This window comes from Hyphomicrobium sp. (assembly GCF_035687085.1).
Classification (GTDB): domain Bacteria; phylum Pseudomonadota; class Alphaproteobacteria; order Rhizobiales; family Hyphomicrobiaceae; genus Hyphomicrobium_B.
The window spans coordinates 291,931-318,429 of the sequence record NZ_DASRYS010000002.1; the positions used below are offsets into that span (position 1 = coordinate 291,931).

A 26,499-nucleotide genomic window follows, 5' to 3' on the forward strand; every position below is an offset into this window, starting at 1 on the left:
AGCCCGCGGGAGCGCTTCCCGGGCGGCCGCGCGTACGTACCGCAATTTGGCTTCGGAGGGGCGCGTAATGCGTTGCCGTCAAGCGCCCGCCGCGGCTGCATCGCGGGTGCGTGCCTGCCATTCGGCCCAGCCTTTGGCGCGCAGATCGCAGGCCGGGCAGGTGCCGCAGCCGTAGCCCCAGGGGTGCCGGTGGCTCCGGTCGCCCATGTAGCAGGTGTGGGTGTCTTCCAGGATGATCTGGATCAGTTCGTCGCCGCCGAGCTTTGCCGCGAGTTCCCACGTCTGCGCTTTGTCGATGAACATCAGGGGCGTTTCGATCGTGACGGGTGAGGCCAGCCCCAGGGACAGCGCCTGCGCCATGGCCTGGATCGTGTCGTTCCGGCAGTCGGGGTAGCCGGAGAAATCCGTCTCGCACATGCCGCCGACGAGCGTGGCGATGCCGCGCCGATATCCGAGCGCGGCGGCGTAGGTGAGAAAGAGGAGATTGCGCCCGGGAACGAACGTCGTCGGCAAGCCGGTTGCCGCGAAGGTGATTTCGGTTTCGCGCGTCAGTGCTGTGTCGCTGATGCTTTGGAGCGCGGGAAGATCGAGAACGGTATCGTCGCCGAGCGTATGGCCCGAGGGCGCGAGCTTTGAGAGCTTCTCCCGGACGATCCGGCGCTGCTCGAGTTCGACGTTATGGCGCTGGCCATAGCTGAACCCGACCGTCTCCACCCTGTCGAAACGGTTGAGCGCCCAGGCCAGACATACGGTCGAGTCCTGACCGCCCGAAAAGAGAACAAGAGCAGAAGAATCGGCCACGGCGCGAAGGTTCTTTCTCAATTGGCGGCCAGCTGCGGCCGAATGAAATCAGATAGGCAGCGTCTTGTCAGCGCAACCTTGGCATCTGGTGCGGGTTTCAGCTCTATCGCAGGACCAAGCCTAACGCCAATCCGCAAGCCTCGATCATGATCTGACCCATAGGGTAGGCGCAAGCCCGCCCGCCGGGACTTTGCTGTACTCATAATTGGGTTTAAGAACCGGGCGCCGAACCCCCGCAGACGAAACCCGATAAGAACCAATAGACCAGGAACGCTCATGACCGCCATCGTCGACATTATCGCCCGCGAAATCCTCGACAGCAGAGGCAATCCGACGGTGGAAGTGGATGTGGTCCTCGAAGACGGTTCCGAGGGCCGGGCTGCCGTTCCCTCCGGCGCATCGACCGGCGCCCACGAAGCCATCGAGCTGCGCGATGGCGATAAGGGCCGCTACCTGGGTAAGGGCGTGCTGAAGGCGGTCGATGCCGTCAACGGCGAGATCTTCGACGCGCTTTCGGGCATGGACGCCGAGGAGCAGCGCGGCATCGACGACGCCCTGATGCAGCTCGACGGTACGGAGAACAAGAGCCGTCTCGGCGCCAACGCCATTCTCGGCGTCTCGATGGCTGTTGCGAAGGCGGCTGCTCAAGCCAACAACCTGTCGCTCTACCGCTACATCGGCGGCGTCAACGCGCACGTCCTGCCGGTGCCGATGATGAACATCATCAACGGCGGCGCGCATGCCGACAATCCGATCGACATTCAAGAATTCATGATCATGCCCGTCTCGGCGGAAAGCTGCGCGGACGCGATCCGGGTGGGCGCTGAAATCTTCCACACCCTGAAGAAGAACCTGAAGGACGCCGGCCACAACACGGCCGTCGGCGATGAGGGCGGTTTCGCGCCGAACCTCAAGAGCGCGGACGAGGCGCTGAGCTTCATCATGAAGTCGATTGAGAATGCCGGTTACAAGCCCGGTGAAGACGTGATGCTGGCGCTCGATTGCGCTTCGACCGAGTACTACAAGGACGGCAAGTATCAGCTCGCGGGCGAAGGCAAGACGCTCGATAACGCGGGCAATGCGAAGTATCTCGAAGATCTCGTCAACCGCTATCCGATCATCTCGATCGAAGACGGCATGGCCGAGGACGATTGGGCCGGCTGGAAGCATCTGACCGATCTCATCGGCAAGCGCGTTCAGCTCGTCGGCGATGATCTGTTCGTGACGAACACCACGCGTCTCGCGGAAGGCATCGAGAAGGGCATCGCCAACTCGATCCTGGTGAAGGTCAACCAGATCGGTTCGCTGTCCGAGACGCTCGACGCCGTGAGCATGGCGCAACGCGCAGGCTATACCGCGGTCATGTCGCATCGTTCGGGCGAAACCGAAGATTCCACGATTGCCGATCTGGCGGTCGCGACGAACTGCGGTCAGATCAAGACGGGCTCGCTGTCGCGGTCGGATCGTCTCGCCAAGTACAATCAGCTCATCCGCATCGAGGAAGAGCTTGGCGCCGTCGCCGTCTATGCAGGCCGCTCCATCCTGAAGCGCGCGCAGTAATCGTTGCTTGAAACCGTAGCTTGGGCGCAGCGCGCCTAAGCTATGGGCGCCGGCAAGCTCGGTTCAGACACGCTATTTTGGCGTTTTTATAACGTAAACTCGCGGTATCGTGACGCCGGAACGCTCCCGCGTTCCGCGCGTTCTCGTCGAATGAACGGGAACGTTATGCGTCAGACAAGATCCGCAATTCTGGGCAGCGTCGATCGCGCCAGAAAAATCGACCGGTACCGGCGTCGCGCCTGGGGCCATCGCCGGGTGGCCCTTCGAACCGTCGATGTTCAATCCCGGCCTCAGTACATTCCAGGCGAGTATCCGGAACCGCCGAAGTGGAAATCGCTAGCCCTTGCGCGCCGTGGCGTTGGTCTAACATCCGACGTTCTTCTGCTCTCACTTTTTTCGCCGTTCTTCGCTCTCTGGTTCCTTTATCGCGGAGCATTGCGGCTAGGACGCCTCGCCACACAACCCTCCAAGCCGGTCAAGCCGATCAAAAAGTGATGACCCGATGTGATCGCGCGGGCGCGCCACGTTAGCGGAACGCTGCAGGAGAGGCGTGCGTTTAATCCTCGCAAAGTCAAAAACGATAAAGAGGAAAACGCCATGAGGAAGATGTTTGCTGCGTGCGCCATCGCAGCTCTGTTCGGCGTGACGCCGGCAATGGCTGCGGACACGTCGACCGACAATAAACCCGCGTCGGACATGAGTTCGGGACCCGGTGTGAAAGGCGATGTTGGCGGCAAGAACGGCCCGGCGATGGATGCCGACGGCGCGTCCGGCAGCAGCGGTGCAAGTTCGGGCGAGCAGGGCATGTCCCCCTCGCAGGATGCGACCGGTGTGAAGGGCGCTGAAGACAGCACCAACGGGCCGTCGGACAAGAAGCCGGGCGATACGTCCAACTAACCTCATAGAGGCCCCGAGAATTCGGGGCCTTTTGTCTTTTCAAAATCTGGAACTGACATTGCCAGGGGGGTGTTTCCTTCTAAAGGGAAGGACCTCCGGCCATGACATATTTTCTCTCCGCTTCCGCTGTCGCGCTGCTTGCCGCGAGCATTGCTCCAGCCTGGGCGCAGACCAAAAACATCGACAACTCTTTGCCGGAAAGCATGCGCATCCAGCAAAGGGTGACGGAGCAGTACGAGCGCGACGGGGAGAAGTTGCGCGAGCGGAATTCCCGGCTTCTCGGTCCGCAGACGCCAAGCGCCGCCGGCGGAAACAATAACTCGCGCATCAATCCGGCAGGCTCGGGTCCGCAACGGCTGCAGCTCGATAACAATGCGAATACCCAGGCGCGTGGCACTCCCGGTGCGGGCGCGACCAACCCCGGCTTGCCGGCGAACGCGGGTTCTCCGACGACCGGAACTGGAGCCGGTGCTTCCGGCAGCACGGGTGCCGGCATGCCCAGTGCGGGAACACCGGGCGTTGGTACAGCGGGCGCGGGACGGGGCGGCGCAGCAGGAGGATCGCGAGGCAGTTCTGCTGGCGGCTCATCCGGCGGCGGCTCATCAGGCGGAGGCAGCTGAAGTTCGCGCAGCGCCCATTTTATAGAGCTTGGAGAAATTTTCGATGACCCAGCAATTCCGATCAGAACGTGAAGCGGCTGCCGAGCAAGGCCGCGAAATACAGGCGGAGGTCGATCGTATCGACGCCCAGAGCGGACAGGACACGAAGGCAAAATCACCTTCTCAAACCGGCGTGCGCCACTATCCGGAAAAGTTTCCGGAACAGCATCAGGCGAAGTCGGGACAAGAGGCGAAACTCGATCCCGCACCGATGTATGAAGCTCCAGGCTACAAGGGATCGCAGAAGCTACAGGACATGGTCGCGCTGATCACCGGTGGCGATTCCGGCATCGGGCGCGCGGTTGCTGTTCTCTTTGCACGCGAGGGCGCGGACGTTGCCATTTGCTATCTCGAAGAAAGCGAGGATGCGCGCGTTACGAAAGAGGCCGTGGAGAAAGAGGGCCGCCGCTGTCTGTTGATCCAAGGCGACGTTTCCAGTTCGCAGTTCTGCGATGAAGCGGTGCGCCAGACGGTCGATACGTTGGGCAAGCTCAACATCCTCGTCAACAACGCGGCGTTTCAGGAGCACACATCCGATATCGTCGATCTGACGGACGAGCATTTCGACCGGACGGTGAAGACCAACCTCTACGGCTATTTCTACATGGCGCGTGCAGCCGTGCCGTATATGACGCCCGGCGCGTCGATCATCATGACGGGTTCGGTCACAGGCATCGAAGGCAGCAAGGAACTGCTCGACTACTCGATGACGAAGGGCGGCATCCACGCGTTCACGCGCTCATTGTCGTCTCAGCTTTTGAGCCGCGGGATTCGCGTGAATGCGATTGCGCCGGGTCCTGTCTGGACTCCGCTCAATCCGGCGGACCGGCCCGCGGAGGATGTCGCGAAGTTCGGTTCGTCGGCCGCAATGGGACGTGCCGCGCAACCGGAAGAAATCGCGCCTGCCTTCGTCTTCATGGCGGCGCCAAGCTGCTCGAGCTACATCACGGGTGAGATCCTGCCGATCATCGGGGGCTACGGCTCTTAAGGACGGTGCGGCGCATACAAGTCTTAACGGCCATTAACCTGTAATCACGTCTGGCACATCGTTTGCTCCTGATGGGTATCGGCCCTTCGCTTGACGGCGGAGGGTGATCCTTTTTTTGGGGGGCGGAGACAGACGTGTTTTTGGATAGTCCTCACGCCGCGGCCGTTGCGAAACGGCCTGCCGACACTCCGGCTGCGGCCGGCTTCGATGCCGTGGTCATTTTGGCCGCCCTCTGGAATCGTAAGGTTTTCCTGGTGATTTGCGGCCTATTGGGCGCTGGGCTCGCTGTTACAGGCGCCAAGTTCATTCCGCACCGGTACGTCGCGACAGCTGAATTGCTGGTCGATCCGCGCGACCTTCGCGTGCTCGACAAAGAAGTCATGCCGCGCGCAGGGGAATCCGATTCCGGCATCACGGTCGTCGAAAGCCAGGTTCAAGTCCTATCATCGAACAGTGTCCTAAAACGAGCCATTGCGAAGTTGGGACTCCAAAACGATCCGGAGTTCAACGGAACGCAGAGCAATGTGCTCTCAGCCGCTCTATCCGGTGTGACCGGGCTCTTCGGGTCCCCCAAGAAGAGCGATCCGGAAATGGCGGCGCTGCAGACGCTGCGGCAGCGGATCGGCGTCAAACGGCCCGAGCGTACGTTCGTTGTCGAGATGTCCATCAGCTCCAGTGATCCCGACAAGTCGGTGCGCATCGCGGACGCTATCATCGCCGCCTACCTCGAAGACCAGGCGCAATTCCGGTCGTCGAGCAACGAGGGCGCGGCCGTGGCCCTCGATGCCGGTCTCAAGGCCATGCAGGACCAAGTCAACGCAGCCGAACAGAAGATTGCCTTCTACAAGGCTGCCAACAATCTCGGGCTGGCGAGCGGCAAGCTCGTCGTCGAGCAGCAGCTGAGCGACGCCAACAACCAGCTGGCACTCGCGCGCGCTGCGAGCGAGCGCATCAAGGCGCAACTCGACGACATGGAGAGGTCGCGCGGCGCGCCTCAATCGATGCCGGAGATCATGGCGTCACCGGCGCTCATCAATCTGAAGAAGCAACTCGCCACCGTCTCGGCCGAACGCGCAAGGTTTGCCGCGCAATTGATGCCGAAGCATCCCGTCATGGTGACGCTTAGTCAGCAGGAGCGCGCCGTCAGGTCGGAGATGGATCGCGAAATCGGCCGCGTTCTGCAGAGCATCCGGCACGACTACGAGCGGGCGAAAGCGAACGAGCAGGCTCTTGCCCGGTCGGTCGAGCGTCTCACGAGCGAGATGAACCAGGCGGCGCAGGCGCAGATTCAGTTGCGCGAGTTGGAGCGCAACCTCGAAGTCACGCAATCGCTCTATCAGCAGTCGGTTGCGCGGGCGCGCGAAACGCGTGAGCAGTCCCGCCTCAACACGACGAACGTGCGCGTCATTTCCTCGGCGATGCCGCTCCCCGCACGCGTCTTCCCGCCGCGCGGGGTCATTCTGGCCATGCTCGGTTTCATTGTTGGTGCGGGTATCGGCGCCATGGTGGCGCTCTGGCCCCTCGCACGCCGCTTCATAGCGTTTATCAACGGCGCCGACGCGCCTTCGCCCAAGAGCGCTAGCGCAAGCGGCAGCGTGAACGCTGAAGAAGAAATTCCTACCGAAAAAGCCGAAGCGCCCGTTTCAGCGTCGTTCGCCGAGCGCCTGCAGCGAACGGCTGAACGGCCGGCGCGGGCGTCAAAGATCTTAGACACTGTGCCATCTGAAGAGGCCGGAAGCGATCCTGTCCCTGTTCCTCTCGAAAGCATGGTCGAAATCATACCCTCGCCCGCGCAATCTTGCGAGCAGCCAGCCGTCGATGCTGTGCCACCCGATGAAGGGAGAGCTGCGAGCGAGAACAAGGTGGACGTTGTCTCGCTCAATTCGCGGCGGTTTGTCAGCGACATGCGCGCGGCTTCGCGTGCTGCGCAGACGATGTGGCTGCGTGAAGGGACTTCGGCCATGGCCGTGCTTGCGCGCATGGCTGCCAAATCGTCCGATACCGCGTTTGCCGATCACATCCGTGCGCTGCAGGCTTACTTGGGCGGTGCTCAAAAGGGCGAAGGCCGAACCGTTTGGTTCGTGTCGCAACATGGCGTGCCGATCAAGCCCGTCATCGCGCTGGCATTCGCGCAAGCCTTCGTTGCCGAGGGCAAGAAGGTGTTGATCGTCGATGGCGACGTGCGGACGCCGGGTCTGACGCGCTTGCTGGTGGCCGATCATCAGCTCGCCGCGCGTTCGGCTTATGAGGCAAGAGGCCGTATCATCAAAACGGAAGATCCCTCTCTCGACGTTCTCATCGTTAGCAATCCGAATCCCTCTTCGCTACTCGCGGCCCTCAATGCAGCCAAGGGCTCCTATGACGTCATCGTGGCCGACGCGCGGGTCGATGCGCTTTCGCCGGATCTCGATCAATCGCATGACGTCTTCTTCGTTGCATCGGGGCGTCCCAATGAGATTGTTGCGGGTGCGGGAGCCGACGGCGTCACGGACAACATTCCCCGCATTTGCGGAACGATCCTGACCGCGAAGGGCCTCGCAAGCACTGCGTCTTCGGCAGTTGAAGCGCATGCGGTGTGAGCTCAGCCGGCGGAGGATGCTGACGCTGGCTGCGGCCGCCGGCATTTCGGCCGCTGCAACTCCGGTGGGTGCGGGCGAAGCGGCCAAATTCGACGTCGTGGGCAATGAGCTGCATTTCGGCGGCCGTGCGATCCGCCTGATGGGCGTCGGCGTCGGCGATCCGGTTTACGTTCGCGACGGGCGGCCGCTTGACGATTATGAGCATCTCGCGCGCGATTGGCTGTGCTCTGCGGTGCGGATCAGCGTGCATCCGGGGCATTGGCGCCAGGATGCTGAGACGACGTTCGCGCTGCTTCGGCGCGATGTGGCGGCGGCCCGTGCTGCCGGGCTTTTCGTGATTATCGATTGGCACGCGATCGGGTTTCCGGGCCGGTATGCCGAGCCTGTCGATCCGAGCTGGGGTTTGCCGCCCGATGCATTCGCTTCCGATGAAGCGCTGGCGATCGATTTCTGGCGCAGAACGTCCGCTCATTTCGGGCAAGATACGGGCATTCTTTTCGAGCTCTGGAACGAGCCCGTCTACGATGGCCAGCTCTGGCGGAGCACGGGTGAGCATTGGCCGCTTCTCAAAGCGCTTTGGGAGCGCCTGATTTCCGAGATTCGATTGCGGTCGGATGCGATCATCATCGCCGCGGGTGGGCGTTGGGCTCATGATCTCGTAGGCGTCGCCGACGATTTGATCGCCGATCCGCGCGTCATCTATTCCTGGCATTGCTACCCCAATGAAGATCGCGGCGTTGCTTCGCGCTGGCCCGACAGCCTCGGGGGATTGCCGGCGATCAAGCCTGTCATCGTGACCGAATGGGGCTTCAGCCGGGATGGCCACGACGCCATCCGCGGAACACCGGAAGACTTCGGCATTCCATTCGTCAGAGACGTGCTGGAACCGCTCAAGCTCCATTCCATGGCGTGGTGCTACAGTTCAGGCGCGACACCGCGCTTGCTCGCGGCCGATGGCGCGACACCGTCGGAGTACGGTCAGTTCGTTAAAGACTATCTGGCACGTTCATGACGGCCTCAGACGTGAGGCCTGAGGGTTGGCTGGCATGACGCCCATGGAAGCGATCGGGGAGGGAGGCACGCGGCGCACGAGCGATGCCGTCAACCTGCTGCGCCCTTTCCTGCTGCTGATCGTGCTGCTCGTCTATTGGATTTCGTTCGAGCCGTTTCATGACCGGTCGGGCGCTGATCTCGCCGGCCCGCTCGAAGGCGGCAATGTCGCCAACCAGATCGCCTTCCCGTTGCTGTGGATTATTTTGGCGGGCTTCACGCTGGTGGCGAAGCCAGCGTATTTCCGCAAGGTGGCGACGCTTCCGCTCGTGGCTTTCATGAGTTGGCTGCTGATCACGAACGTCGTTTCGGGCGATCCGGCGACAGGGCTGAAGCGCGGCCTCTTCGAGATCATTTCCATTACGATCGCTGCCATGGCCGTGGGGTTGCCGGAGAGCCCGCGCCAGTTCGCCAATCAACTGGCGATCGCCGCCATGGCGGTGCTGGCTCTCTGCTATTTCGGCGTGGCGTTCCTGCCATCGATGTCCATCCATTCGACCGGCGACATGCTGGAGAAGGAACTCGCCGGAAACTGGCGCGGCTTTTTCAGTCACAAGAACGAAGCCGGCGCGATGATGGTCGTGTTGATCTTCACGGGTCTTTTCATCAAAGAGGCCGGGAACAAGGTGGCGGGTTGGGTGGTCGTCGGGCTCGCTGCAGTCTTTCTGGTGTTCTCCGTTTCCAAGACGTCGATTGCGCTCGTCCCGGTCACGCTCGCGTTGGCGGCCTTGGTCGCCCGTGTTCGCAGCGGGTGGCTCAGAGCCATCCTCATCCTGTCTCCGGTTATACTTCTCAACGTTTTGACGGTCGGCTCGAGCTGGCCAGGACCTGTGCGTTCGCTGGTTGCCGCTGTGCTGCCGGATCCGACGTTCACATCGAGGACGGATCTGTGGCGGTTCTCCGTCGAGCAAACTTCGCAGCGCCCGATCTTCGGCTATGGCCTGACAGGTCCGTGGCGGACGAACGAACTCATGTATCGGGACAGGCTTCGGCCCGAGCCTGAGGATCTGTCGGGCTGGGTGGAGGAACTCGGTACGGACTCTCACAACAGTTATCTCGAAGCGGCCCTGCAGTTCGGCGTGCCCGGCGTGTTGCTGCTGTTGCTCTTCGTGGTCTACCAGCCGATGCGCGATTTCGGAACGGCACTGCGCGTCTCGAACAATCCGGCGCTGCTTCGCTATTTCCTTAGGCTGTGGATTTACGTGCTCTTCACGGCATCGCTGGAGACGGTTCTTGTTTCACGCAACAACCCCGTCTGGTTCATGGCGCTCATGGCGATCATCGGGCTTCATCTTCTCGCCCGATATCACGTCGCTGAAGAGAAGCGGGCCTAGGCCCGCACTCCGATGGCGGTGAGCGCTTCATCGACCGCCAAGCAGTCAATGCCGCGTGCTTTCACAGCTTTCACGGCCATTTCGAGATGCCCGGGCGAGCAGCCAATCCAGCTCGGGCCGGGCGCAACGTCATGCGTATAGAAGATCACCCATGCGTTCGTCGCGATCGCTTGATCGAGAACGGCGTTGATGGATTCCTCGGTGCTGGTGCGATCATAAAGTTCGATGGAGCGCAGCATCGCGAGATCGATGAGGCCTGAGTTCAACCCGGTGTAGATGCTGCGGCAGCTCGTGAACTGCCGGTCGAGCTGGAACTTGTGCGGGAACGACACATTGCCGAACGGATACGCGAAGTTCTTGCTTGGCGCGCTCCCACAAATAGCGCGCAGCGACTCGAAGCAGCGCTTCGTTTCGCGGGCGAGTTCGGAGCGCGTGAGTGTCTGCACCTTGACGTGACTGTATGTATGGCAGCCGACCTCGTGCCCTGAGTTGGCTAGGGTGGCGACGCCACCTCTATCAATGACCGTCCAATGCTCGTCTTGCAGACCGCAGGTGCCGGGCGCGACGTAGAATGTTCCGCGAATGCCATGCCGATCCAGAATGCGCGCGCCGTTGGTTAGCGCGGAATTCGGCACATCGTCGAATGTGAAGCTGACGATGGGGCGAGAATTTCTCGCCCGGAACGGCTTCGTCGGCACCACGCGTGCGAGATAGCGTGATCCGCTTGCACATAATCCGGTGAGCCGCTTGGGTTGTTGCGGATTTCTCGGGCTCATCCATCCGCTCAGGGCCGTGATGCTGTTCATGGTCTCACCCGAATTGCATATTGGTTAGGAGACAGCGGGCGGCATGGCGCGCTGTATGTTTTTCTGCGGCGCGTCGCAGCGCGGCCCGGTCCGGTGGCGTTGCGAGTGTGCGTTCGATCGCGCTCGCGAGCGCTTTGGGATCGGCGACAGGAACGAGCTGGCCGAGGCGCCCGCCTTCCAGGACTTCGCGCGGACCATAGGGGCAATCGGTCGAGACGACGGGCGTGCCGCAGGCGAGCGCTTCGATGAGTACGTTGCCCAGACCTTCGAACTTCGACGAACTGACGAGCACTTCCGCCTTCAAGAGCCATTCGAACGGGTCGCTCGACGCGCCGGCAAGCGTGATGAAATCACCGAGACCGTGACGCGCGATGGCATCTTCAAGCGCGGGTCGCATCGGGCCCTCACCGACGATGACGAGCCGCGCGCGGGTATGCTTGCGGAGATCTGCAAACGCCTCGATCAGCGTCAGGTGGTCTTTTTCCGGCGACAGGCGGCCAATCGCGATGATCAAGCCTCTCTGGCGGACGGTCGCAGTGGCTTCCGGACGTGAAAGGCGCTCGGCGGTTGAGGGATCAATAACCGCGTTCGAGGTCATCACGCTGATGCGCTCGGGCGGCACGCCGAAGTTCGAAATGAGGTCGCGGCGCGCGCCGGCTGTCAGCGTCAGGACACGATCCGCGCGGCTGTAGACGTATCCGGCGAGACGGAATGCAAGGCGGTTTTGAAAGTAGGGATCCAGCGTTTTCGCGACGGAGGGAGCCGTCACTTCTCGCAACACGAGGCGAGGGCGGACCTTCGCATTCAGAAGGCTGACCGCTGCAAAGGCTGCGACATTCGCCGCCGCTTCCGAGCTGAGGAGCACATCGGGTTTGACCTTGTTTATCGTGCCGCGAAGCGCGTTGACGGCCGTTGCGAGACGCTTTGCCCGAACGTGATGGATGGCGACGCTATCGTCCACGAGGGATGCCAAGCGGCCTTCGGGGACGAGCGTCAAGATGCTGACCTTCGTACCGGTTGCGGTCAGGGCGTTTGCGAGCAGGATGGCATCCCGCTGCGCGCCGCCGCCATCAAGCGCACGAATGAAGAAGGCGATGTGAGACGGTGCGCCTACTGCGACGTGGCCGGAGATGTCCGTTGCGTCGCCAACGGAGACGCCGACGTTGGCATGGAAAGTGGATTTCACGTTTGTATCATGAAGCATCATGGGAACGGCACATGCCAAAAGCATGCCTAAACCGATGCTGATCTGCCGCCGTCACGCGAAAGACAAAATGAGACGCGTCCCAAAATCGAGCAATGCAGCGTGAGTAAGGCCTTCCCAGAATGATCCTACGACACGCTGTGATCTATATCGGCACGCGGGTGTTTGCTGCCGCGCTGAACCTGCTCTCCGTCGCGCTGTTCGCGCGCCTTGCCGGACCGGAGAGTTTCGGCAGCTATCTGCTTTATCTCGCGTCGGCCTACATCATTTACGGCTTTGCGTTCCAATGGCTGCGGATGTCGTTCTTCGCCGTCTATACGGTGGATAATTCGCTCGCCATCGCCGCCACGTTCATTCGAACGGTGGGGTTGTTCGTGGGCCTTACCGCCGCGATCGCGGTGTTAACGGTTTGGGCCGGACTCTTCAGTGCCGACGTTGTCGCTGGAACCACGTTGCCGATCATCGGTCTTGCGGTCTTCGAGACGTTTTACGAGATTGCGCGCGCGCGCCTGAAAGTGAACCTGATCGGGTTTGCCGTGCTGCTTCGCGCGGTTCTCGTGCCACTCTGCGGTGCGGGCCTGTTCGCGTTGACCGGCACAGCGACCGGCCTCGCCGCGGGTGTCGCCGCCGCCCACATTGCCGCCGCGGTACCGCTCATCAGGGAGGGCTGGTCGGGCATTCGGGCCCGGTATTCGGCCGGTATTGCGCGCCAATATCTGAAGTACGGCTCGCCGCTGATCCTGGCTTTCGGCATCAATGCCTTCGGACAAAGCGGCGACCGTGTTCTCTTAGGCAAGCTCGATAGCGTCGGCGCCGTTGGACCCTATGGGGCTGTCGGTGATCTCATCAAGCAAAGTCTTGTCGTTGTGTCGGAGGCCGTTGCCGGATCTTACATGCCGCATGCGAAGCGCGCCGCGACCGACGGCGACGATCAGCAGACGCGGAGCATTCTCTCGCAAGCGTTTCGCGCCTATGCGTTCATTACCGCGTTCGGTTCGGCATTCATTTTGTGTTTTGCGCCCGAAGTGGTGAAGCTGCTGTTTGGCGCCCATTACGCCGATGCTGCCGTTTCGCTCGTGCCGTATTTTACGCTGGCGACGGCTTTTTACGTATTCCGCGCCTTCTACTTTGGGCAGGCGATCTATTTTCTCGAGAGCTCATCAGCTGAACTCTATGCCTCTACGGCAACCGCGGCGGTGGGGGCGGCTACAGCGCTCGCGCTCATTCCGCTCTATGCAGCGACGGGTGCGGCGCTGGCGATGCTCGCCGCCCAAGCTGCCGGCTGCTTCGTTGCCGCGTTGGCGGCGCGGCGCTGGCGGGCCATGCCGCTTCCAGTTCTCGATCTTTGCGGAATTGCGGGCGTGGCTTTGGGTACGGCGGCGATTGCCGACGCCGCTGTATTGTTGCCGGTGAGCTATGGCCTTGCGCTTCTTATCGAGTTTGCCGTTCTCAGCGCCGGGGCGTGCGCGGTCATAAAGATCTACGACATCTTCGGGCTTGGCGATTGGGTTCAGAAATTCGTTTCGCGGAAGCTCGCAGCACTGCGGCCGGTTTGACCGGCCGCTCCATCAGGCGGCGTTTCGCGTTTCGTTGCCGCTGATCAATTCCGCATAGGCACCCAGCATGCGGCTGCGCGAGTATTTGGCGCGGATCGCTTGTGCGAACTTGCGAACGTCGTCGCTCTTCCGGTTCCTCTTGCGCTGCTCTTCGACCGCAGCGGCCAATGCGCGTGGGTCGTCCGGAGCAACGAAGCTGACGGGTTCCTTGCCGCCGCTGGATAGAACTTCACGCAAGACAGGGAGATCCGCAGCGACGATCGGGATGCCGGACATGGCGGCTTCGACCGCGGCAAGGCCGAAGGTCTCCCATTTGGAGGGGAATACGAACACATCGGCGGCGCCCAAAAGGTCGCCCAGGTCGTCTCGAGATACAACTCCGAGGAAGTGGATGCGATCTGCAACCTGAAGTTCCCGAGCCAAGTCTTTCAAGGCAGCTTCGTTCGGCCCGCCGCCAGCGAGCACCAAGCGCGCATCGTCAATATAGGTCAGGGCGCGGATGATCTGCTCCTGGCCCTTCTGATCGCAGAGCCGGCCGGCGTTGAGCAGGAGGAGCCCATCATCTGGGATCGCATAGCGAGCCAGCACATCGGCGCGGGGATGGCGGGCAATGAGTGCATCCAATCCATGGTCGATCCTGCGCAGATATCTACGATAGCGCCGCGGATAATTGCCGAAGGCATGTGTCGTGGCGGCAGAGTTGGCGATGTTGACGCTGTAGAGGCCCGCGGATCCCATGGCGGTGTCGAGTGCGCGAACCGCAGGATGGATTTCATCCGGCATTGCCGTTTGATGCACGATGCGTGTCTTGCAGCCAGCCAGAGTCCCGACGATACCGACCAAAACCGAGGCGGTCGATTGATACGCGATGAGCGTGTCCGGCCGTTTGCGTACGATCGTCAGGATCGCATTGGCGATGCCCTGGAGCTTCTGCGCGGTCGTCGCAGCGATGCTCGGATAGATGAAGTGCGTCTCGACCTCGGCGCCCGTGCGATGCAGCCCGTCGGCGATCATCTCCGCCAGGGCTTCGACGCCGCCGCCCTCGTTGCTGTGGACGAGCTGCAGCACGGAAGCCTTGCTTCGACGACGCTTACGAGGCCGGTGAGCCTCGCGCTCAGCTACATCGGAAGTTGAGTGCACACCCGCCCCAGCAGCTTCAATGAGAAGAGATTTACGCAGTGTACCAAAATGAAACCAGTTCTTCCGCAACCTGATGCTCCCTCGGCCCTCGGGATGCTTGTTCCGGGCCGTTGGCGCATGCCGTTGCAAGTCAGTAGCCAGTTTGCGGCCGCAAGGTGATGTGGGCGGAAGCTCAGGCGGCAGGCCTCTGCAACTTGCCGGCGACCGAGCGGGCGAGCGTCATGAGGTGCGGATTTCGCTGAAGGTAGGTGACCGCTTTTCTGCGGGCCATGAATGGCGCGCCGCGCCAACTCAGCCTTGCCGTCAGCTCGGCCATCGGAATGGCAGACACGCCGAACTCGCTTTTGTACCGGTTCGACCCAACCGAGAGGTCGAAGGTCCGGCAGCCTTCCGCGTGAAGGACCTCAAGGGCGCGGTGGATGATCATTTTGCCCAACCCCAGCGACTTCCACTTGGGCTCTGGCGATTGGCTCATGCGCACGAGCGTGTGGTGGCCCTTGCCGTTACTCAGCGCGAGGAAGGTTGCAACGATCTCGCCGTCACCGACGAGAGTGAACATCAGGGCATGGCCTGTCGTCAGCCCCTGTAAAAGCTGGCGGCGATAGAGCTCCTGGTACCTGGGATCGTCGAATACGTGCTTGGCGCCGCGCGCGGCGAGACGCGCCGTTTGCTGCTGCTGCAGAACATCGAGCGCCGCAAAAGCATCGGCGTGCGTGGTGATACGGCGGAGATGGCCGCCGTGTTCATTAGCAAACTTCGCCGTCCGGCGGCGCAGCTCTCTTAGGGCCGATTTGCTCAACGACGAAACATATGCGCCCCAATCGTCGCCGAGATCCGCGATATGGCCGCTGAGATCGCTGCTTTCGACGGCGGAGAGTGTCGTCAATGGGTTCATCATGGCGCCGAGCGACACCGGCATTTTGCGCAGGATCAGTACGTCGGCCGGCGGTAGTGCTGCCAGTACGGCTGGCCAGACCTCTTGCTCGAAGCGGCCGTGGAAGTTGTGGCCAAAGCGCAGAAGGGGCGCGTTATAATCCGTCACCCAAAGGTCGGCGAATTCGATCCGCCTGATGCCGTTTTCAGATCGCCGCACAAACGGAATCATCATCAGGTCGCGGCCCGAACTCCGCTCTACAACAGTGACGATGACGGGCTCGACAGCGCCTGGGGCGCTGAATGTTTCGTACCAGTTACCGATCCAATGCGCGGTCTGAAAGGGTGACGCCTGCGCGTGTTGTTCGAGCGCTCGCCAGCGTTCGGAAATGGTGTCCCATGTTGAGGCGATCTCGACCGAGATGTCAGAATTGAGAATTGCGGGCAAAAAAGTAAATCCGTTCAATGGTAAGATGGGCGCAAGAGAAGCCGCGCCGCATTGACGGATGCAGTTTGGGTGCCAGATCGTTCTCGGGATGTCATTTGCCGCTGGCGTGTGGCGGACATTGCCCGGCTCCAGGCAGCGGGGCTTACGGCGTCCCGGTATCGCTCACTTCGGGTTCAGTTCAAGGTCGATATCGACCATCGGGCAGCCGCCCGCTCTCAGCAAGTTATTGACGCCGTCGGCATCGTGGCGAAGCTCGGACATCTTCGCGAGTTTTGCCGGATCTGTATTTTTGGTGCCTTGCAGATGCTGGATCCAGCCCGCGAGATTATCCGTGCGCGGCTCGAGTGAGTTCTGCAACTCTCGAATTTTGGCGATGTTCTGTTTGACGAAGCCCGTCGGGCCCGCGCAAGGGTCGCTCGAGGATTGCTGCGGTTGAGACTTGCGGTGCTTGGCCGAGGCGTCGTGCGGGTAAGAGGCAAGCGCTGAGGCGAGCACCGCGGCTGCCAGGCTAGTCAGGGCTAAGCCTCTCGTCAGGTGGTGCTTCTCCATCAAGACACCCCGCCTATGTCGACTGCGAGTCATGCGCTGAGGCTAGCGTAAGTAGAAGGCTCGCGAAATGTGACTAGGGCATAGCGGAATTGCATAGGGCAATTCAGCCACGCTCGTGACGCCCGCGAGGCATGCCGTCCGGCGGAGCTTTGCGAAAATAGCAGTTGTCATGCTGGCGACTCGGCAGTGAGGCGCGCGATTGCCGGCCTGACAACCCGGGACCTGAGGGACGAGGGGTGTGGCGGCCCGCGCGTGGGTCATACCGAAATGCTCGCTCGACCTTGCCGCCGTCAGATTGGCACAAGGCCGCGAGGCGAAAACTGGTCCTTGAAAATAAGAGCTCGCAGCAACGCTTGACGGCGGCGCGGGATGGCGGACGCCAGGTCCGCCCTGCAAGGTAAGCCATGCTGAACGAGACGGCCCAGCCCAACGCGGATGACGCGCATGGGCTAATACTCGGCAAAGCGCCGCTCGTGCGTCATCTCTATGAGGGCCGAGATATTTCATCCATCTGGGATGGGTTGATGGCGCGCGTGTCGGCCGACATGAACGATGCCGCAGCCTTCCTTGATCTCTCCACGGTTCTGCAAACGTTGGGGCATGCGGATAAAGCAGCCCAAGCGCAGACAGCTGCGCTCGACATTCGCAGGACTTTCGAGATCCGGAACGGGCGGGGCACGGGGCCCAAAGTTCTGGTTTTCGCAACGGCCGGCGACTTCATGGCGAACACGCCGATCGAGTTTCTTCTGGAAGATTCCGACGCGACGATACTGCTGCACTACACCGATGCGGCCGCGACAAGTCTCGCTGAGGTTCCCCCGCACGACGTGGCTTTCGTCGCCGTTGGCGAGTCGCCGGCGAACCAGCCAATCCTCAGTGCGCTCGAACGGCTTCTGACCGGGTGGTCAGGTCCGATCATGAACAATGCGCCGATGCGGATTGCTGCTCTGACCCGCGACGGCGTCTCCGAGGCTTTCGCCGACGAGCCTTCAATTCTGGCACCCCGGACGATCAGCGTTTCGCGGCAAGTTCTGGCGATGTTGGCTCAGAAGGAAGTGGCGCTTTCTTCCGTGATGGCCGGCGCGACCTATCCGATCATCGTCCGTCCTGCCGGCACACATGCGGGCCAGGGCATGGAGAAAATTGCCGGTGAAAGCGAACTTGACGACTATCTCAAGGCCCGCTGCGAGGCAGACTATTATCTCTCGCCCTTCGTCGACTACAGCGGGCCGGACGGGAAGTTCCGCAAGCAAAGAATTGCGTTCATCGACGGCCGGGCTTTCGCGAGCCATCTCGCCGTTTCCGATCATTGGATGGTGCATTACCTGAGCGCGGGTATGGCAAAGCATGCCGAGCGGCGGGATGAGGAAGCCACCTGGATGCGTGATTTCGATTGCGACTTCTCCGTGCGGCACGCGTCTGCGTTTCAGGCTTTGCACCGGCGGCTCGGCTTGGATTATTTCGCCATTGACTGCGCCGAGCTTGCCGACGGCCGGCTGCTTCTGTTCGAAGCCGATGTCGCGATGATCGTCCATTCGATGGATTCAGAGGCGACGTTTCCCTACAAAAAGCAGGCCATGCGCAAGCTGTTCGCAGCGTTTCAGGATGCATTGCAACGGCGCTGCGAACCCCTGGTCAGCGCGGCATGAGGGACTTCTACTTGCGGAGATTTGATTGATGGGCGCACCGCGGAGCAATATTCGCGCGGCAGAGGCGAGTACGCGGCTGGGTTCGCGTCCGGAGACGAGCACCGAGCAGGTACTTTCCTCGGTTTCGCTGCTGCTTGCGAGCGGAGGCGACAGAAGAATTTGGTCGGACGCCACGACTGGGCGCAACCGGTATGGGACCTTGGCCTCGCCTGCGCCACGCGAGATCTCCTTTTCCTCGACGACGGCAAGCAACGTATCGGCGGAGGGCTATGCTGCAGCCGATTATGCGCTGAAGCGGCTCGTTGGAACGACTGCCATCCCGGCCATTCCATACCAGGAATGGTTTGACGATGTGCGCGGCCGCGTCGGGATGCAGCTCGGTCTTGCCGGAACACAAGTCATCCTTGCGGCCTCTGGAACGGATGCCGAAATCCTAGCGCTCTCGCTCGTCGCCGGGTTGTCGCCGCGGCCGATTACGAATGTTTTCATCGCGCCGGATGAGACCGGTAATGGCGTTCCGCTTGCCGCTGCCGGGCGTCACTTCTCGGATCTTACGGCGCTTGGCCGTTCGGTCGATGCCGGAGAACGGCTCGAGGGGCTGCTGCCGGGCCGCATCGAAGCCCGGACGGTTGCGATCCGGACGGAAGCCGGCGAGCAGCGCAGCCCGGAAGCGATCGACTACGATGTGGCCACCATTGTGGAACAGGAGTTACGGCGCGGGCGCGATGTCCTTGTGCATGTGCTCGACACATCGAAAACGGGACTGGAAGGTGTCACACGCGAGGCGGCCCGTCAGCTGGCAGCCGCAGCGCCAGGCCGCGTGCGCATTGTTATCGATGCGTGCCAGCTGCGTTGCCCGCTCGCTCAGTTGCGGCGGGATCTTGCCGACGGCTTCCTGGTGGCTGTAACCGGTTCGAAGCTCGGGGCGGGGCCTCCATTTGCGGGTGCATTGCTCGTGCCGGCGGCGCTCGCCGAGGAGGTCGCCTGGTGCGGCTCGTTCCCTGCCGGTCTTGCGGAATATTCGGCTGCTCAGGATTGGCCGGCGGCGCTGCGCGAGCGCGACGACTTCACATTCAAGTCCGAGATGAATGTCGGGTTGAGCCTCCGGTGGGTGGCTGCACTCGCAAACCTTGCGCCCTATGCGCTGGTCGATGAGGCAGATCAGATGCGCATCAAGCGCCGCTTCGTCGAGGCGGTTGTGGCCAGGGCAGAGGATGTGGCCGGCATTCAGCTGCATCCGGACGATGAAGGCGCATATCTCGCCGCCCGGGGCATCGTTCCGCTGACCGTTCTCGACGGCGGGGGTGGTTTTGCGTCGGCTGAGGAAGCGCGCGGCATCCAGTTGGCGCTGAGAAGCGAAACCGGGGGCCCTGTCTGTCACGTCGGACAAGCCGTTCGGATCGGACCGCGCGTGGCTCTACGAATTGCAGCGTCGGCTGTCGATATTGCCGGCGTTGCGGGACGGATGGCCGAAGGCATGATGCTCGATGACGCGTTCAAACCGGTCGAGAGCAACCTCGATGTGATGTTTGCCAAGTGGTCGGGCATTGAACGAAATCTTCGACGTTCATGACGTCTCGGCCGTTCGAGCACAGCGCGAGCGATGCCGGCGGCGGTGGAACCGCGGCGGCAGCGCGTGACCTCGATCCGGCCGATTGGGCGGAGTTTCGCCAGCTCGCCCATGCCGCGCTGGACGATGTGATCACGCACATCCAGACGGTGCGCGAGGGGCCGGTGTGGCAGGCCCCGCCGGAAGAAACGCGGCAGCGCTTCCGGCGGCAGCTGCCGGTGACGCCTTCCAGCCTCGCTGACGTTTTGGACGACGTGCGTGCGCACGTCGCGCCGTTTGCCACGGGCAATCTGCATCCGCGCTTCATGGGGTGGGCGCACGGCGCGGGCACACCGGCCGGTATGGTCGCCGACATGATCGCCGCCGGATTGAACATGAATTGCGGCGGCCGGGACCATATCGGCCTCGAAGTCGAACGGCAGATCGTCCGCTGGATGGCAGAGGCATTCTCCTATCCCGATGGTGCCAGCGGGTTGTTCCTCACCGGTTCCTCGATGGCGAATTTCCTGGCGGTCATCATCGCCAAGACGAACGCGGTCGGGCCTCAGAGCCGGGAGCTTGGCTTGCGGGCCGCGGATCGTCAGCTGGTCGCCTACACGTCGGCGGAGGCGCATGCTTGTATCGCGCAGGCCATGCAACTCTCGGGCATCGGATCTCATCATTTGCGGCAGGTTGCGACAGACCCGGCAGGCCGGATGGATCCCGGGGCGCTACAGGCTGCGATCGCCGCCGACAGGGCGGCCGGCTTTCAGCCATTCCTCGTCGTCGCGACGGCGGGTACGGTCAATACGGGCGCGGTCGATCCGCTTGCTGACATTGCGGTGATCGCGCAGCAGGAGGACCTCTGGTTTCACGTTGACGGTGCGATCGGCGCTCTATCCGTGTTGTCCCCGGTCCTTAAGCCTCTGATGGCGGGCATCGAGATGTCCCACTCCATCGCGCTCGATTTTCACAAGTGGGGCCACGTTCCCTACGATGCCGGGTTTCTGCTGGTTCGAGACGGCGCCGCTCACAAGCGGGCTTTCGCCTCGGCGGCCGCTTACCTGCAACGCGCCGACCGGGGTTTGGCCGCCGGCGAGACGTGGCCGTGCGATCTGGGGCCGGATCTCTCGCGCGGTTTCCGCGCGCTCAAAACGTGGATGACGTTCGAGACGCTCGGTACAGCGCGGCTTGGGGACGCCATGCTGCATACGTGCGAGCTGGCGCAGTATCTAGCCCAGAAGGTGGACGCGAGCGAAACCTTCGAACTCAAGGCGCCGGTGGCGCTCAATATCGTCTGCTTTGGTGTGAAGGGTGCCGCTGGTGCAGCGAACCGTGATCTCGTGCTCGATCTCCACGAGAGCGGGATTGCCGCCCCGTCCTGGACGACAATCAATGGCGACACGGCCATCCGGTGCGCCATCTTCAATCATCGGACCACGCGGCGGGATATCGATATTTTTATGGATGCGATCAGTGATCGCGCCCTCAGGACCTAGCGGCGGTATTGACGGCCCCGATACGCCTCGCGGCGAACACCGCGCGCGTACTCCTCACGCGCGCCGGGGCGCGGCCGCCAGTTTGGGAACAGGCCGAAGTAGGGGAGTGGGTAGGCCGAGGCGTAGTAGTAGCCGTTCTCTTCGTAGAGGAAATTATAGGGGCGTTCGATGAGCACCGGGCGCGGCAGGGGCTCCATGAAGTAGGCCTCTTCTTCCACGTCTTCGTAGGCGCCGCCGAAGTCAGCGGCCGAGGCCGCGGTCGAGGCGAGAGCTGCTGCCGCCGCAGCCAGTGCAATGAGCGTCTTCATCGATGAGAATTGCCCCCGGTGGTCAGGTCAATGGAGGAGAGCAAATACCGTCCAGGCCAGGGTCATGATGCATATGAGGAAGAGGGTCGGCCCCAAGTGCTTCTTCTCTCGCGCCGGCTGGTATTTGAAGTTCTGATGGATGGTCATCGAATGCTCACGCAACTCGGTTGTCGCCTTCCGGAGCCTATTCTTCGGCTCCCGGTGTGATGATCTCGTTAAAAGCGGCGCAGATATTTGCCGGACGGTCGCGTTTTTCAGCTCTCTGGGGATGCGCCTCCGTTACTTGCGGTACTGGCCGTCGCTGACGTGCTCGAGCCAGTCCACGACTTTCCCGTTCAGGGCTTCCTGGACGGCGATGTGGCTCATGCCGTTCGTGGGCGTCGCCCCATGCCAGTGCTTTTCTCCGGGTGGAAACCAGACGACGTCGCCGGGGTGAACTTCCTCGACGGGGCCACCTTCCCGCTGCACCCATCCGGTGCCGGTCATAATGATCAAACTCTGGCCCAAGGGGTGCGTGTGCCAAGCGGTGCGGGCTCCAGGCTCGAAGGTGACGAGGGCACCTGCTGCCCGCGCGGGCTCCTCGGTTTTGATCAACGGATCGATGCGGACGTGGCCGGTGAAGTATTCGGCTGAACCTCGGGCCGAAGCTTGAGAGCCGCTGCGGGTGATTTTCATCGAGCATCTTTCCAAGCGGCAGGCGGCTCAGCCGGGCGCGACGTCTCAAGCACCGTCTTGGCGCGAGCCGGTAAGGCGGCACGCCCGGCGCTCAAGGACGTCAATTGCAGAGCGGTGTCGAACTGAGGTCAGTCGAGGCCGATGGGGAGGCCGCTGGAGCGGCGGCGCAGCGACTTGACGACGAAGCTCACCGCGATGGTCGCGGCAATGGGGATGAGCGCCGCGACAGCGATCGCTGGCAGCGTACTCAGCACGGCAAAGAATGCGTAGCCCATGGTTATTTCTCCGGAGGACGGGCCTGCAACGTTCAAAGACGCTGCATGTTCCTCTGCCGCGAAAATTTTCAGCTAGCAGGGAGGCCTCGCCACCGCAGGATGCACGACCCTTGTTAAAGGATCGTGTCAGTTGATCGCCGAACAAGCCGGGCATTCGGTTCCTATGCAGCGGCCCCGCATGCGGGAACGTCCGGCGGCCGGGGGTGTTTGGCGGAGACAGTCTAACGAGGATGTTTCCATGACCCCGGGCGAAGAAGAAAAGCACCTCTACGATCTTCTCAAGAACTTCTCGACAGCCATGCTGGCGTCCCGGACACAGGACAATTCCCTGCACGCAAGGCCGATGGCGGTCGCCGAGCTGACGCCCGGCGCCGAAGCCTATTTCATCACGGACGCGCGGTCGCCGAAGGCCGCTGAAATCGAGGCTCACCCCGACGTTCTGGTGACGTTTCAGAGTTCGTCAGAATTTGCGACGCTGTACGGGACGGCGGCCGTCGTGCGTGACCGCACGCACGTCGAGCGGCTTTGGAACGAGGCTTGGCGCGTCTGGTTTCCCGGCGGAAAAGATGACCCGAACCTCGTGCTGATCAGTGTCACGCCCAGGTCGGGCGAGTATTGGGACAACAGCGGCACCGAAGGCCTCAAGTATTTCTTCGAAGGGCTGAAGGCCTATTTCAAGGGTGAGCGGCCACGGATCGGCGACACTGTCAACGCCAAGGTGACGCTACGCCCGTGAGCAAGGCGGGGCGGATGTCAGCGAAGCGGAGCTGTTTGGATGGCGAAGCTCGCTGCTCGGCAGGCCGAGGCTAAAGATCAGCAGGCGAGGCCAATGGCCCTTTGCCGTCCGGACAGAGACGCTGCTGATAGGGCGCCTTGCGGGGATAGTTCTTAGCCGCGCCGTGTTCGGCAAAGGGCACCCGAAAGAGGCAGTCGAAGCATCTTCTGTTTTTCACTCCGCATTCCGTCGGCCAGCACTGAACGTCGTCGACGAAATTGAGCCAGATCCTTTCCAGGTGAAGGTTTTTCGCTGACTTCAGCAGGATGACCTCGTCTTCCACCGCGCTTTGGCGGATGTATTCGGCGCACTCCTTGATCGTCGGAAAGCCCTTGAACCTTCCGGGAGAGGCGCTGCCTTCGTCCGTCGTACTGAACTTGTGGGAGTTCGGGCCCACGAGGATGACTTCGTCGGCAACTTCGAGCGCGGCGCGACATGCGTTCCGGTACTTGGATCGCGAGTTGCCCGCGTAATCGCTGATCTGCCCCAGGACTATTCTTTTCCGCGGTGCCTCAATCTCGCGGATGACCTCGAGGGGCAGCATCAGGCTGAACCACGGGGCCTTCTGAGTATCCAAGATAAACCGCGGGCCCTGCGGGATCTGCTCCACACTCATACGGCCGAGCATTGGTTGAAAAGTTTCAAGGCGGGCGACTATGAGTTCGGGTGATATGCCCATCTCCAGCGCGCAGACGGCGGCTGCCGCGACGGGCAACCAGCTATATTTGCCAAGAAGGCGCGTCGCTAATTCCAGCGTCTGGCCGGTAGGCGGGGTGATCGTGAGCGCGAGTTCGCCCTGGGGGTTGAGCCGCGGGTTGCTCACCCGGTAGTCGCCATTGTGCTGGCCAAATCCGACAACGCGGGCTTTTGTGTTGGCCGCCATGGCCCGGACGAGCGGGTCGTCGAAATTCAGGATCGCCAGTCCGCCGGCAGACAGCGGCTCGAGGAGTGATGCCTTTTCTGCGGCAATGGCGGCGAGCGTACGAAATGCCGAATAGTGCTCGATTGCTACCATGGTCACGATGGCGATCGTGGGTTTGATCAGTTGAGCCATCGGCAGAATATCGCCCGGCTTTCCCGTTCCGCATTCAAAGACCGCGTACTTGTCCGATGGTTCAAGCCTTCTGAGTGTCGTCACCGCTTCCGTCAGCCCATTCGCGCGGAACTGACAAAAGGTTTGGTCGCTTCCGCTTAAAATGTGAGACAAAATTGCGGCGGTGGTCGTTTTTCCGCTGCTGCCGGTGACCGCAATGAACGTGGCCCCGGATCTCGTCCTATGCCACTTCGCGTCCCACAGCCGCCATTTGTATCGGATGGCCCGCCGCTTGCGGCGGATTGAAGTCCACGCATCCGTGATCGTATCGGCCGCTCTTGCGAACTGGCCATTCGCTATTTGCTGGATATTCAAGCCGCCCGCCCCGCGGTTCGAGTTTTTGAACCTTTTCTGAATATCTGCGTACGCATTAGCGCCCAAAGGCGCGGTTATGCAACATTTAACAATTAAACGAAATCGCGGGCAGGGTTGCGGGTTTATAACGCTGTTCAGTTGCGGCTTCCGGCGGCGGGCACCATATGATCTTTGAGGATGGGTTGGGGAGGATGGGTGGAGAACTAATGTTCAAGGCTGGCTTGATAGTATTGTCTGCAATGGTTTTCGTGCCGTCGGTGGAGGCGCGAGACAGGGTGCGTGCGGACCCCTGGGCGTTGGATCCGCCGATCGTGCGGCAGCCTTCCGGCAGCAGCAATCTTTCCCGCCCGTCCGCGACATCGACCTATCCCAGATATCCGGGCCGGCTGCGGAACTACAACAATCCCCGCGCCGAATATGGCTTCGTCAATCCGCGGTTCCGGGCAAGGCGCCGCTGATTGTGCCAACGGGGCGACTGTCATTATGATCAGCCGAGCGGGACGAGCGGCGGCGAGATCAAATGCAAGCACATCGGTTCTTGAAATACACCGGGGTATCCGGGCGGCATATTTCTCTAGGCTGGCTGTGCCTCGCTGTGATGGTGATGAGCGCCCCAGTTCACGCTCATCGCGCGCAAGACGCCGTGAACACGTCGGGTCTGACGATCCCAAATCTTGCGCATGACGAGTTGCGCGCCGTATACCGGCATAAGGCCGCCATTCTTGATCTCGCGAGCCGTCAAATCCGTCCGGATCTCACGACGCGGACGCTCCACAACTTCGTCAATCTGCAGTTCAGCTATTGCTTGTGGGGGCTCGTTCCCGGCAGCCTCACCGACGAAGCCAGTCCCTTCAACGGGTGCTCGCATGCTTATCTATCAGCAAGCAAAGCGCTGCTCGAGCACCTTCGAGCGGCGGCCGATGATCCAAGCCAAGCCGTTGAGCTGGCGAACCGGATTCAATCCGATTTGGCGCGTGAGCGGATCGGAGAGATTTGCGCCAACGGCGCGGCTCGGTTGAATACGGCTGAAATCACCCTGCCGAAGTTGGCTGGGTTCGACTTCAATCCGCTCCTCACAGCCGTAAGCCTTATGGCGTTTTTCACGCTTGGCGGGCTGCTCGTTGGTGCCCGCGTCACAGGCAGCGGGAAAGCTTCCAGAAACCAATAATCGTCTCGATAGTTGGGAACGCGCGATCGGGTATTGCCTCGCCTCATCTAAACATGGGTTCCTCAGCCGCTGTTGAGCTTCCGGAGAAAGAACGCTTCTCCGCGTTTCCGCATACGGGAACGGTGCCGCCTGCTTTACGCCGTCACGTGTGCAACGGGCGCGGAAGCCATGACCCTGGAGGAAGACGATGAAGCGAGAGATCCTTGCGATTGTTGTGTCGCTGTCGATGTGCAGCGTTGCCTCTGCCCGTCAGTTCGAAAAGGACGGTCTTGTGATCGACAATGCGTGGACGCGCGCGACGCCGGAAGGCGCAAAGAATGGCGCGGGCTTCGTGACGATCACCAACAAGGGGAAAGAGACGGACAGACTCACCGGTGGCACGTTTCCCGACGCCGATGAAGTCCAGGTTCACGAGATGAAAATGGATGGCGATCGGATGTCGATGCGCCAGATGAACGACGGGCTCGAGATCAAGCCCGGAGACACCGTCACGCTTTCTCCGGGGGGCTATCATCTGATGTTCGTCGGTTTGAAAAAACCCATCGTCAAGGGTTCGGACGTCAAAGGCTCATTGAGCTTTGCAAAGGCTGGCAACGTCGATGTCGATTTCAAGGTTGAAGGCATCGGCGCCATGAAGCCAGAGGAGGGCAAGATGAAATCCGACGACTCCAAGATGATGCACGAGCACAGGCAATAGGGACTAGCGTCTATCTGCGCACGCATCTTCCATGGTTGGCGTTCGAAGCTGG

The 26,499-nt window shown here is 61.7% G+C and carries 26 protein-coding genes; 16 read left to right on the forward strand and 10 right to left on the reverse strand.

Annotation, left to right across the window (positions count from 1 at the left end):
- Positions 1-78: 78 nt before the first annotated feature.
- Positions 79-801, reverse strand: coding sequence for a 7-cyano-7-deazaguanine synthase QueC (queC, locus tag VFG26_RS01790; RefSeq protein WP_325021589.1), 723 nt, complete (start codon positions 799-801; stop codon positions 79-81).
- A gap of 276 nt (positions 802-1,077) precedes the next feature.
- Here queC and eno point away from each other — a divergent pair, with 276 nt between their 5' ends.
- The 8 genes from eno to VFG26_RS01830 all read left to right on the forward strand — a co-directional run bounded on the left by eno (position 1,078) and on the right by VFG26_RS01830 (position 9,868).
- A complete protein-coding gene (gene eno / locus VFG26_RS01795; protein WP_325021592.1) occupies positions 1,078-2,361 on the forward strand; it encodes a phosphopyruvate hydratase in 1,284 nt (427 codons plus the stop codon).
- Positions 2,362-2,526: 165 nt separating this feature from the next.
- Complete coding sequence (locus VFG26_RS01800) at positions 2,527-2,856, forward strand: hypothetical protein (protein WP_325021594.1); 330 nt, start codon at positions 2,527-2,529, stop codon at positions 2,854-2,856.
- A 102-nt stretch (positions 2,857-2,958) separates the two neighbouring features.
- On the forward strand, positions 2,959-3,258 hold the full coding sequence (locus VFG26_RS01805) for a hypothetical protein (RefSeq protein WP_325021596.1): 300 nt from the start codon (positions 2,959-2,961) through the stop codon (positions 3,256-3,258).
- A 101-nt stretch (positions 3,259-3,359) separates the two neighbouring features.
- Positions 3,360-3,878 (forward strand): hypothetical protein, encoded by a 519-nt coding sequence (locus tag VFG26_RS01810; RefSeq protein ID WP_325021597.1) that lies wholly within the window; start codon positions 3,360-3,362, stop codon positions 3,876-3,878.
- Positions 3,879-3,921: 43 nt separating this feature from the next.
- Positions 3,922-4,905 (forward strand): SDR family oxidoreductase, encoded by a 984-nt coding sequence (locus VFG26_RS01815; RefSeq protein WP_325021599.1) that lies wholly within the window; start codon positions 3,922-3,924, stop codon positions 4,903-4,905.
- Between the two features lie 140 nt (positions 4,906-5,045).
- Complete coding sequence (locus VFG26_RS01820; RefSeq protein WP_325021601.1) at positions 5,046-7,484, forward strand: exopolysaccharide transport family protein; 2,439 nt, start codon at positions 5,046-5,048, stop codon at positions 7,482-7,484.
- Entirely contained in the window at positions 7,474-8,496 is a 1,023-nt protein-coding gene (locus tag VFG26_RS01825; protein ID WP_325021603.1) for a glycoside hydrolase family 5 protein, read from the forward strand. The genes VFG26_RS01820 and VFG26_RS01825 overlap by 11 nt, the downstream gene beginning before the upstream one ends.
- Before the next feature lie 34 nt (positions 8,497-8,530).
- The gene (locus tag VFG26_RS01830) at positions 8,531-9,868 is read left to right on the forward strand and encodes an O-antigen ligase (protein WP_325021605.1); all 1,338 of its coding nucleotides are present in this window, start codon (positions 8,531-8,533) and stop codon (positions 9,866-9,868) included.
- Here VFG26_RS01830 and VFG26_RS01835 read toward each other — a convergent pair.
- Complete coding sequence (locus VFG26_RS01835; RefSeq protein WP_325021606.1) at positions 9,865-10,674, reverse strand: polysaccharide deacetylase family protein; 810 nt, start codon at positions 10,672-10,674, stop codon at positions 9,865-9,867. The two genes, VFG26_RS01830 and VFG26_RS01835, sit on opposite strands and share 4 nt — an antisense overlap.
- Before the next feature lie 4 nt (positions 10,675-10,678).
- Complete coding sequence (locus VFG26_RS01840; RefSeq protein WP_325021609.1) at positions 10,679-11,860, reverse strand: glycosyltransferase; 1,182 nt, start codon at positions 11,858-11,860, stop codon at positions 10,679-10,681.
- Positions 11,861-12,000: 140 nt separating this feature from the next.
- Here VFG26_RS01840 and VFG26_RS01845 point away from each other — a divergent pair, with 140 nt between their 5' ends.
- Entirely contained in the window at positions 12,001-13,434 is a 1,434-nt protein-coding gene (locus VFG26_RS01845) for a lipopolysaccharide biosynthesis protein (RefSeq protein WP_325021611.1), read from the forward strand.
- Positions 13,435-13,446: 12 nt separating this feature from the next.
- Here the strand turns inward: VFG26_RS01845 and VFG26_RS01850 are convergent, their stop codons facing one another.
- The 3 genes from VFG26_RS01850 to VFG26_RS01860 all read right to left on the reverse strand — a co-directional run bounded on the left by VFG26_RS01850 (position 13,447) and on the right by VFG26_RS01860 (position 16,444).
- Complete coding sequence (locus tag VFG26_RS01850; RefSeq protein ID WP_325021613.1) at positions 13,447-14,502, reverse strand: glycosyltransferase; 1,056 nt, start codon at positions 14,500-14,502, stop codon at positions 13,447-13,449.
- A gap of 244 nt (positions 14,503-14,746) precedes the next feature.
- Positions 14,747-15,895, reverse strand: coding sequence for a GNAT family N-acetyltransferase (locus tag VFG26_RS01855; RefSeq protein ID WP_325021615.1), 1,149 nt, complete (start codon positions 15,893-15,895; stop codon positions 14,747-14,749).
- Positions 15,896-16,057: 162 nt separating this feature from the next.
- Positions 16,058-16,444: a hypothetical protein gene (locus VFG26_RS01860; protein ID WP_325021617.1), complete on the reverse strand. Its 387-nt coding sequence runs from the start codon at positions 16,442-16,444 to the stop codon at positions 16,058-16,060.
- Positions 16,445-16,848: 404 nt separating this feature from the next.
- Between VFG26_RS01860 and VFG26_RS01865 the strand changes: the two genes are divergently transcribed.
- From VFG26_RS01865 to VFG26_RS01875, 3 genes are read left to right on the forward strand one after another with little or no spacing between them, the layout of a single operon-like run.
- Entirely contained in the window at positions 16,849-18,093 is a 1,245-nt protein-coding gene (locus VFG26_RS01865; protein WP_325021619.1) for a tetratricopeptide repeat-containing protein, read from the forward strand.
- A gap of 28 nt (positions 18,094-18,121) precedes the next feature.
- On the forward strand, positions 18,122-19,666 hold the full coding sequence (locus VFG26_RS01870; protein WP_325021621.1) for a hypothetical protein: 1,545 nt from the start codon (positions 18,122-18,124) through the stop codon (positions 19,664-19,666).
- Complete coding sequence (locus VFG26_RS01875; RefSeq protein ID WP_325021622.1) at positions 19,663-21,141, forward strand: pyridoxal phosphate-dependent decarboxylase family protein; 1,479 nt, start codon at positions 19,663-19,665, stop codon at positions 21,139-21,141. The genes VFG26_RS01870 and VFG26_RS01875 overlap by 4 nt, the downstream gene beginning before the upstream one ends.
- On the opposite strand, the gene VFG26_RS01880 is transcribed toward VFG26_RS01875, so the two are convergent.
- The 3 genes from VFG26_RS01880 to VFG26_RS01890 form a co-directional block, all read right to left on the reverse strand.
- A complete protein-coding gene (locus VFG26_RS01880) occupies positions 21,138-21,449 on the reverse strand; it encodes a hypothetical protein (RefSeq protein ID WP_325021624.1) in 312 nt (103 codons plus the stop codon). The genes VFG26_RS01875 and VFG26_RS01880 overlap by 4 nt on opposite strands.
- Before the next feature lie 279 nt (positions 21,450-21,728).
- Positions 21,729-22,124 (reverse strand): (R)-mandelonitrile lyase, encoded by a 396-nt coding sequence (locus tag VFG26_RS01885; protein ID WP_325021626.1) that lies wholly within the window; start codon positions 22,122-22,124, stop codon positions 21,729-21,731.
- Between the two features lie 128 nt (positions 22,125-22,252).
- The gene (locus VFG26_RS01890; RefSeq protein ID WP_325021628.1) at positions 22,253-22,399 is read right to left on the reverse strand and encodes a hypothetical protein; all 147 of its coding nucleotides are present in this window, start codon (positions 22,397-22,399) and stop codon (positions 22,253-22,255) included.
- Between the two features lie 238 nt (positions 22,400-22,637).
- On the opposite strand from VFG26_RS01890, the gene VFG26_RS01895 reads away from it, so the two are divergent.
- Positions 22,638-23,135 (forward strand): pyridoxamine 5'-phosphate oxidase family protein, encoded by a 498-nt coding sequence (locus VFG26_RS01895; protein ID WP_325021630.1) that lies wholly within the window; start codon positions 22,638-22,640, stop codon positions 23,133-23,135.
- A gap of 70 nt (positions 23,136-23,205) precedes the next feature.
- Here the strand turns inward: VFG26_RS01895 and VFG26_RS01900 are convergent, their stop codons facing one another.
- The gene (locus tag VFG26_RS01900; RefSeq protein WP_325021632.1) at positions 23,206-24,648 is read right to left on the reverse strand and encodes a Mur ligase family protein; all 1,443 of its coding nucleotides are present in this window, start codon (positions 24,646-24,648) and stop codon (positions 23,206-23,208) included.
- A 140-nt stretch (positions 24,649-24,788) separates the two neighbouring features.
- Here VFG26_RS01900 and VFG26_RS01905 point away from each other — a divergent pair, with 140 nt between their 5' ends.
- The 3 genes from VFG26_RS01905 to VFG26_RS01915 all read left to right on the forward strand — a co-directional run bounded on the left by VFG26_RS01905 (position 24,789) and on the right by VFG26_RS01915 (position 26,447).
- Entirely contained in the window at positions 24,789-25,040 is a 252-nt protein-coding gene (locus tag VFG26_RS01905) for a hypothetical protein (protein ID WP_325021634.1), read from the forward strand.
- 62 nt (positions 25,041-25,102) lie between these two features.
- Positions 25,103-25,750, forward strand: coding sequence for a hypothetical protein (locus VFG26_RS01910; RefSeq protein ID WP_325021636.1), 648 nt, complete (start codon positions 25,103-25,105; stop codon positions 25,748-25,750).
- 187 nt (positions 25,751-25,937) lie between these two features.
- The gene (locus VFG26_RS01915) at positions 25,938-26,447 is read left to right on the forward strand and encodes a copper chaperone PCu(A)C (RefSeq protein ID WP_325021638.1); all 510 of its coding nucleotides are present in this window, start codon (positions 25,938-25,940) and stop codon (positions 26,445-26,447) included.
- Positions 26,448-26,499 lie beyond the last annotated feature (52 nt).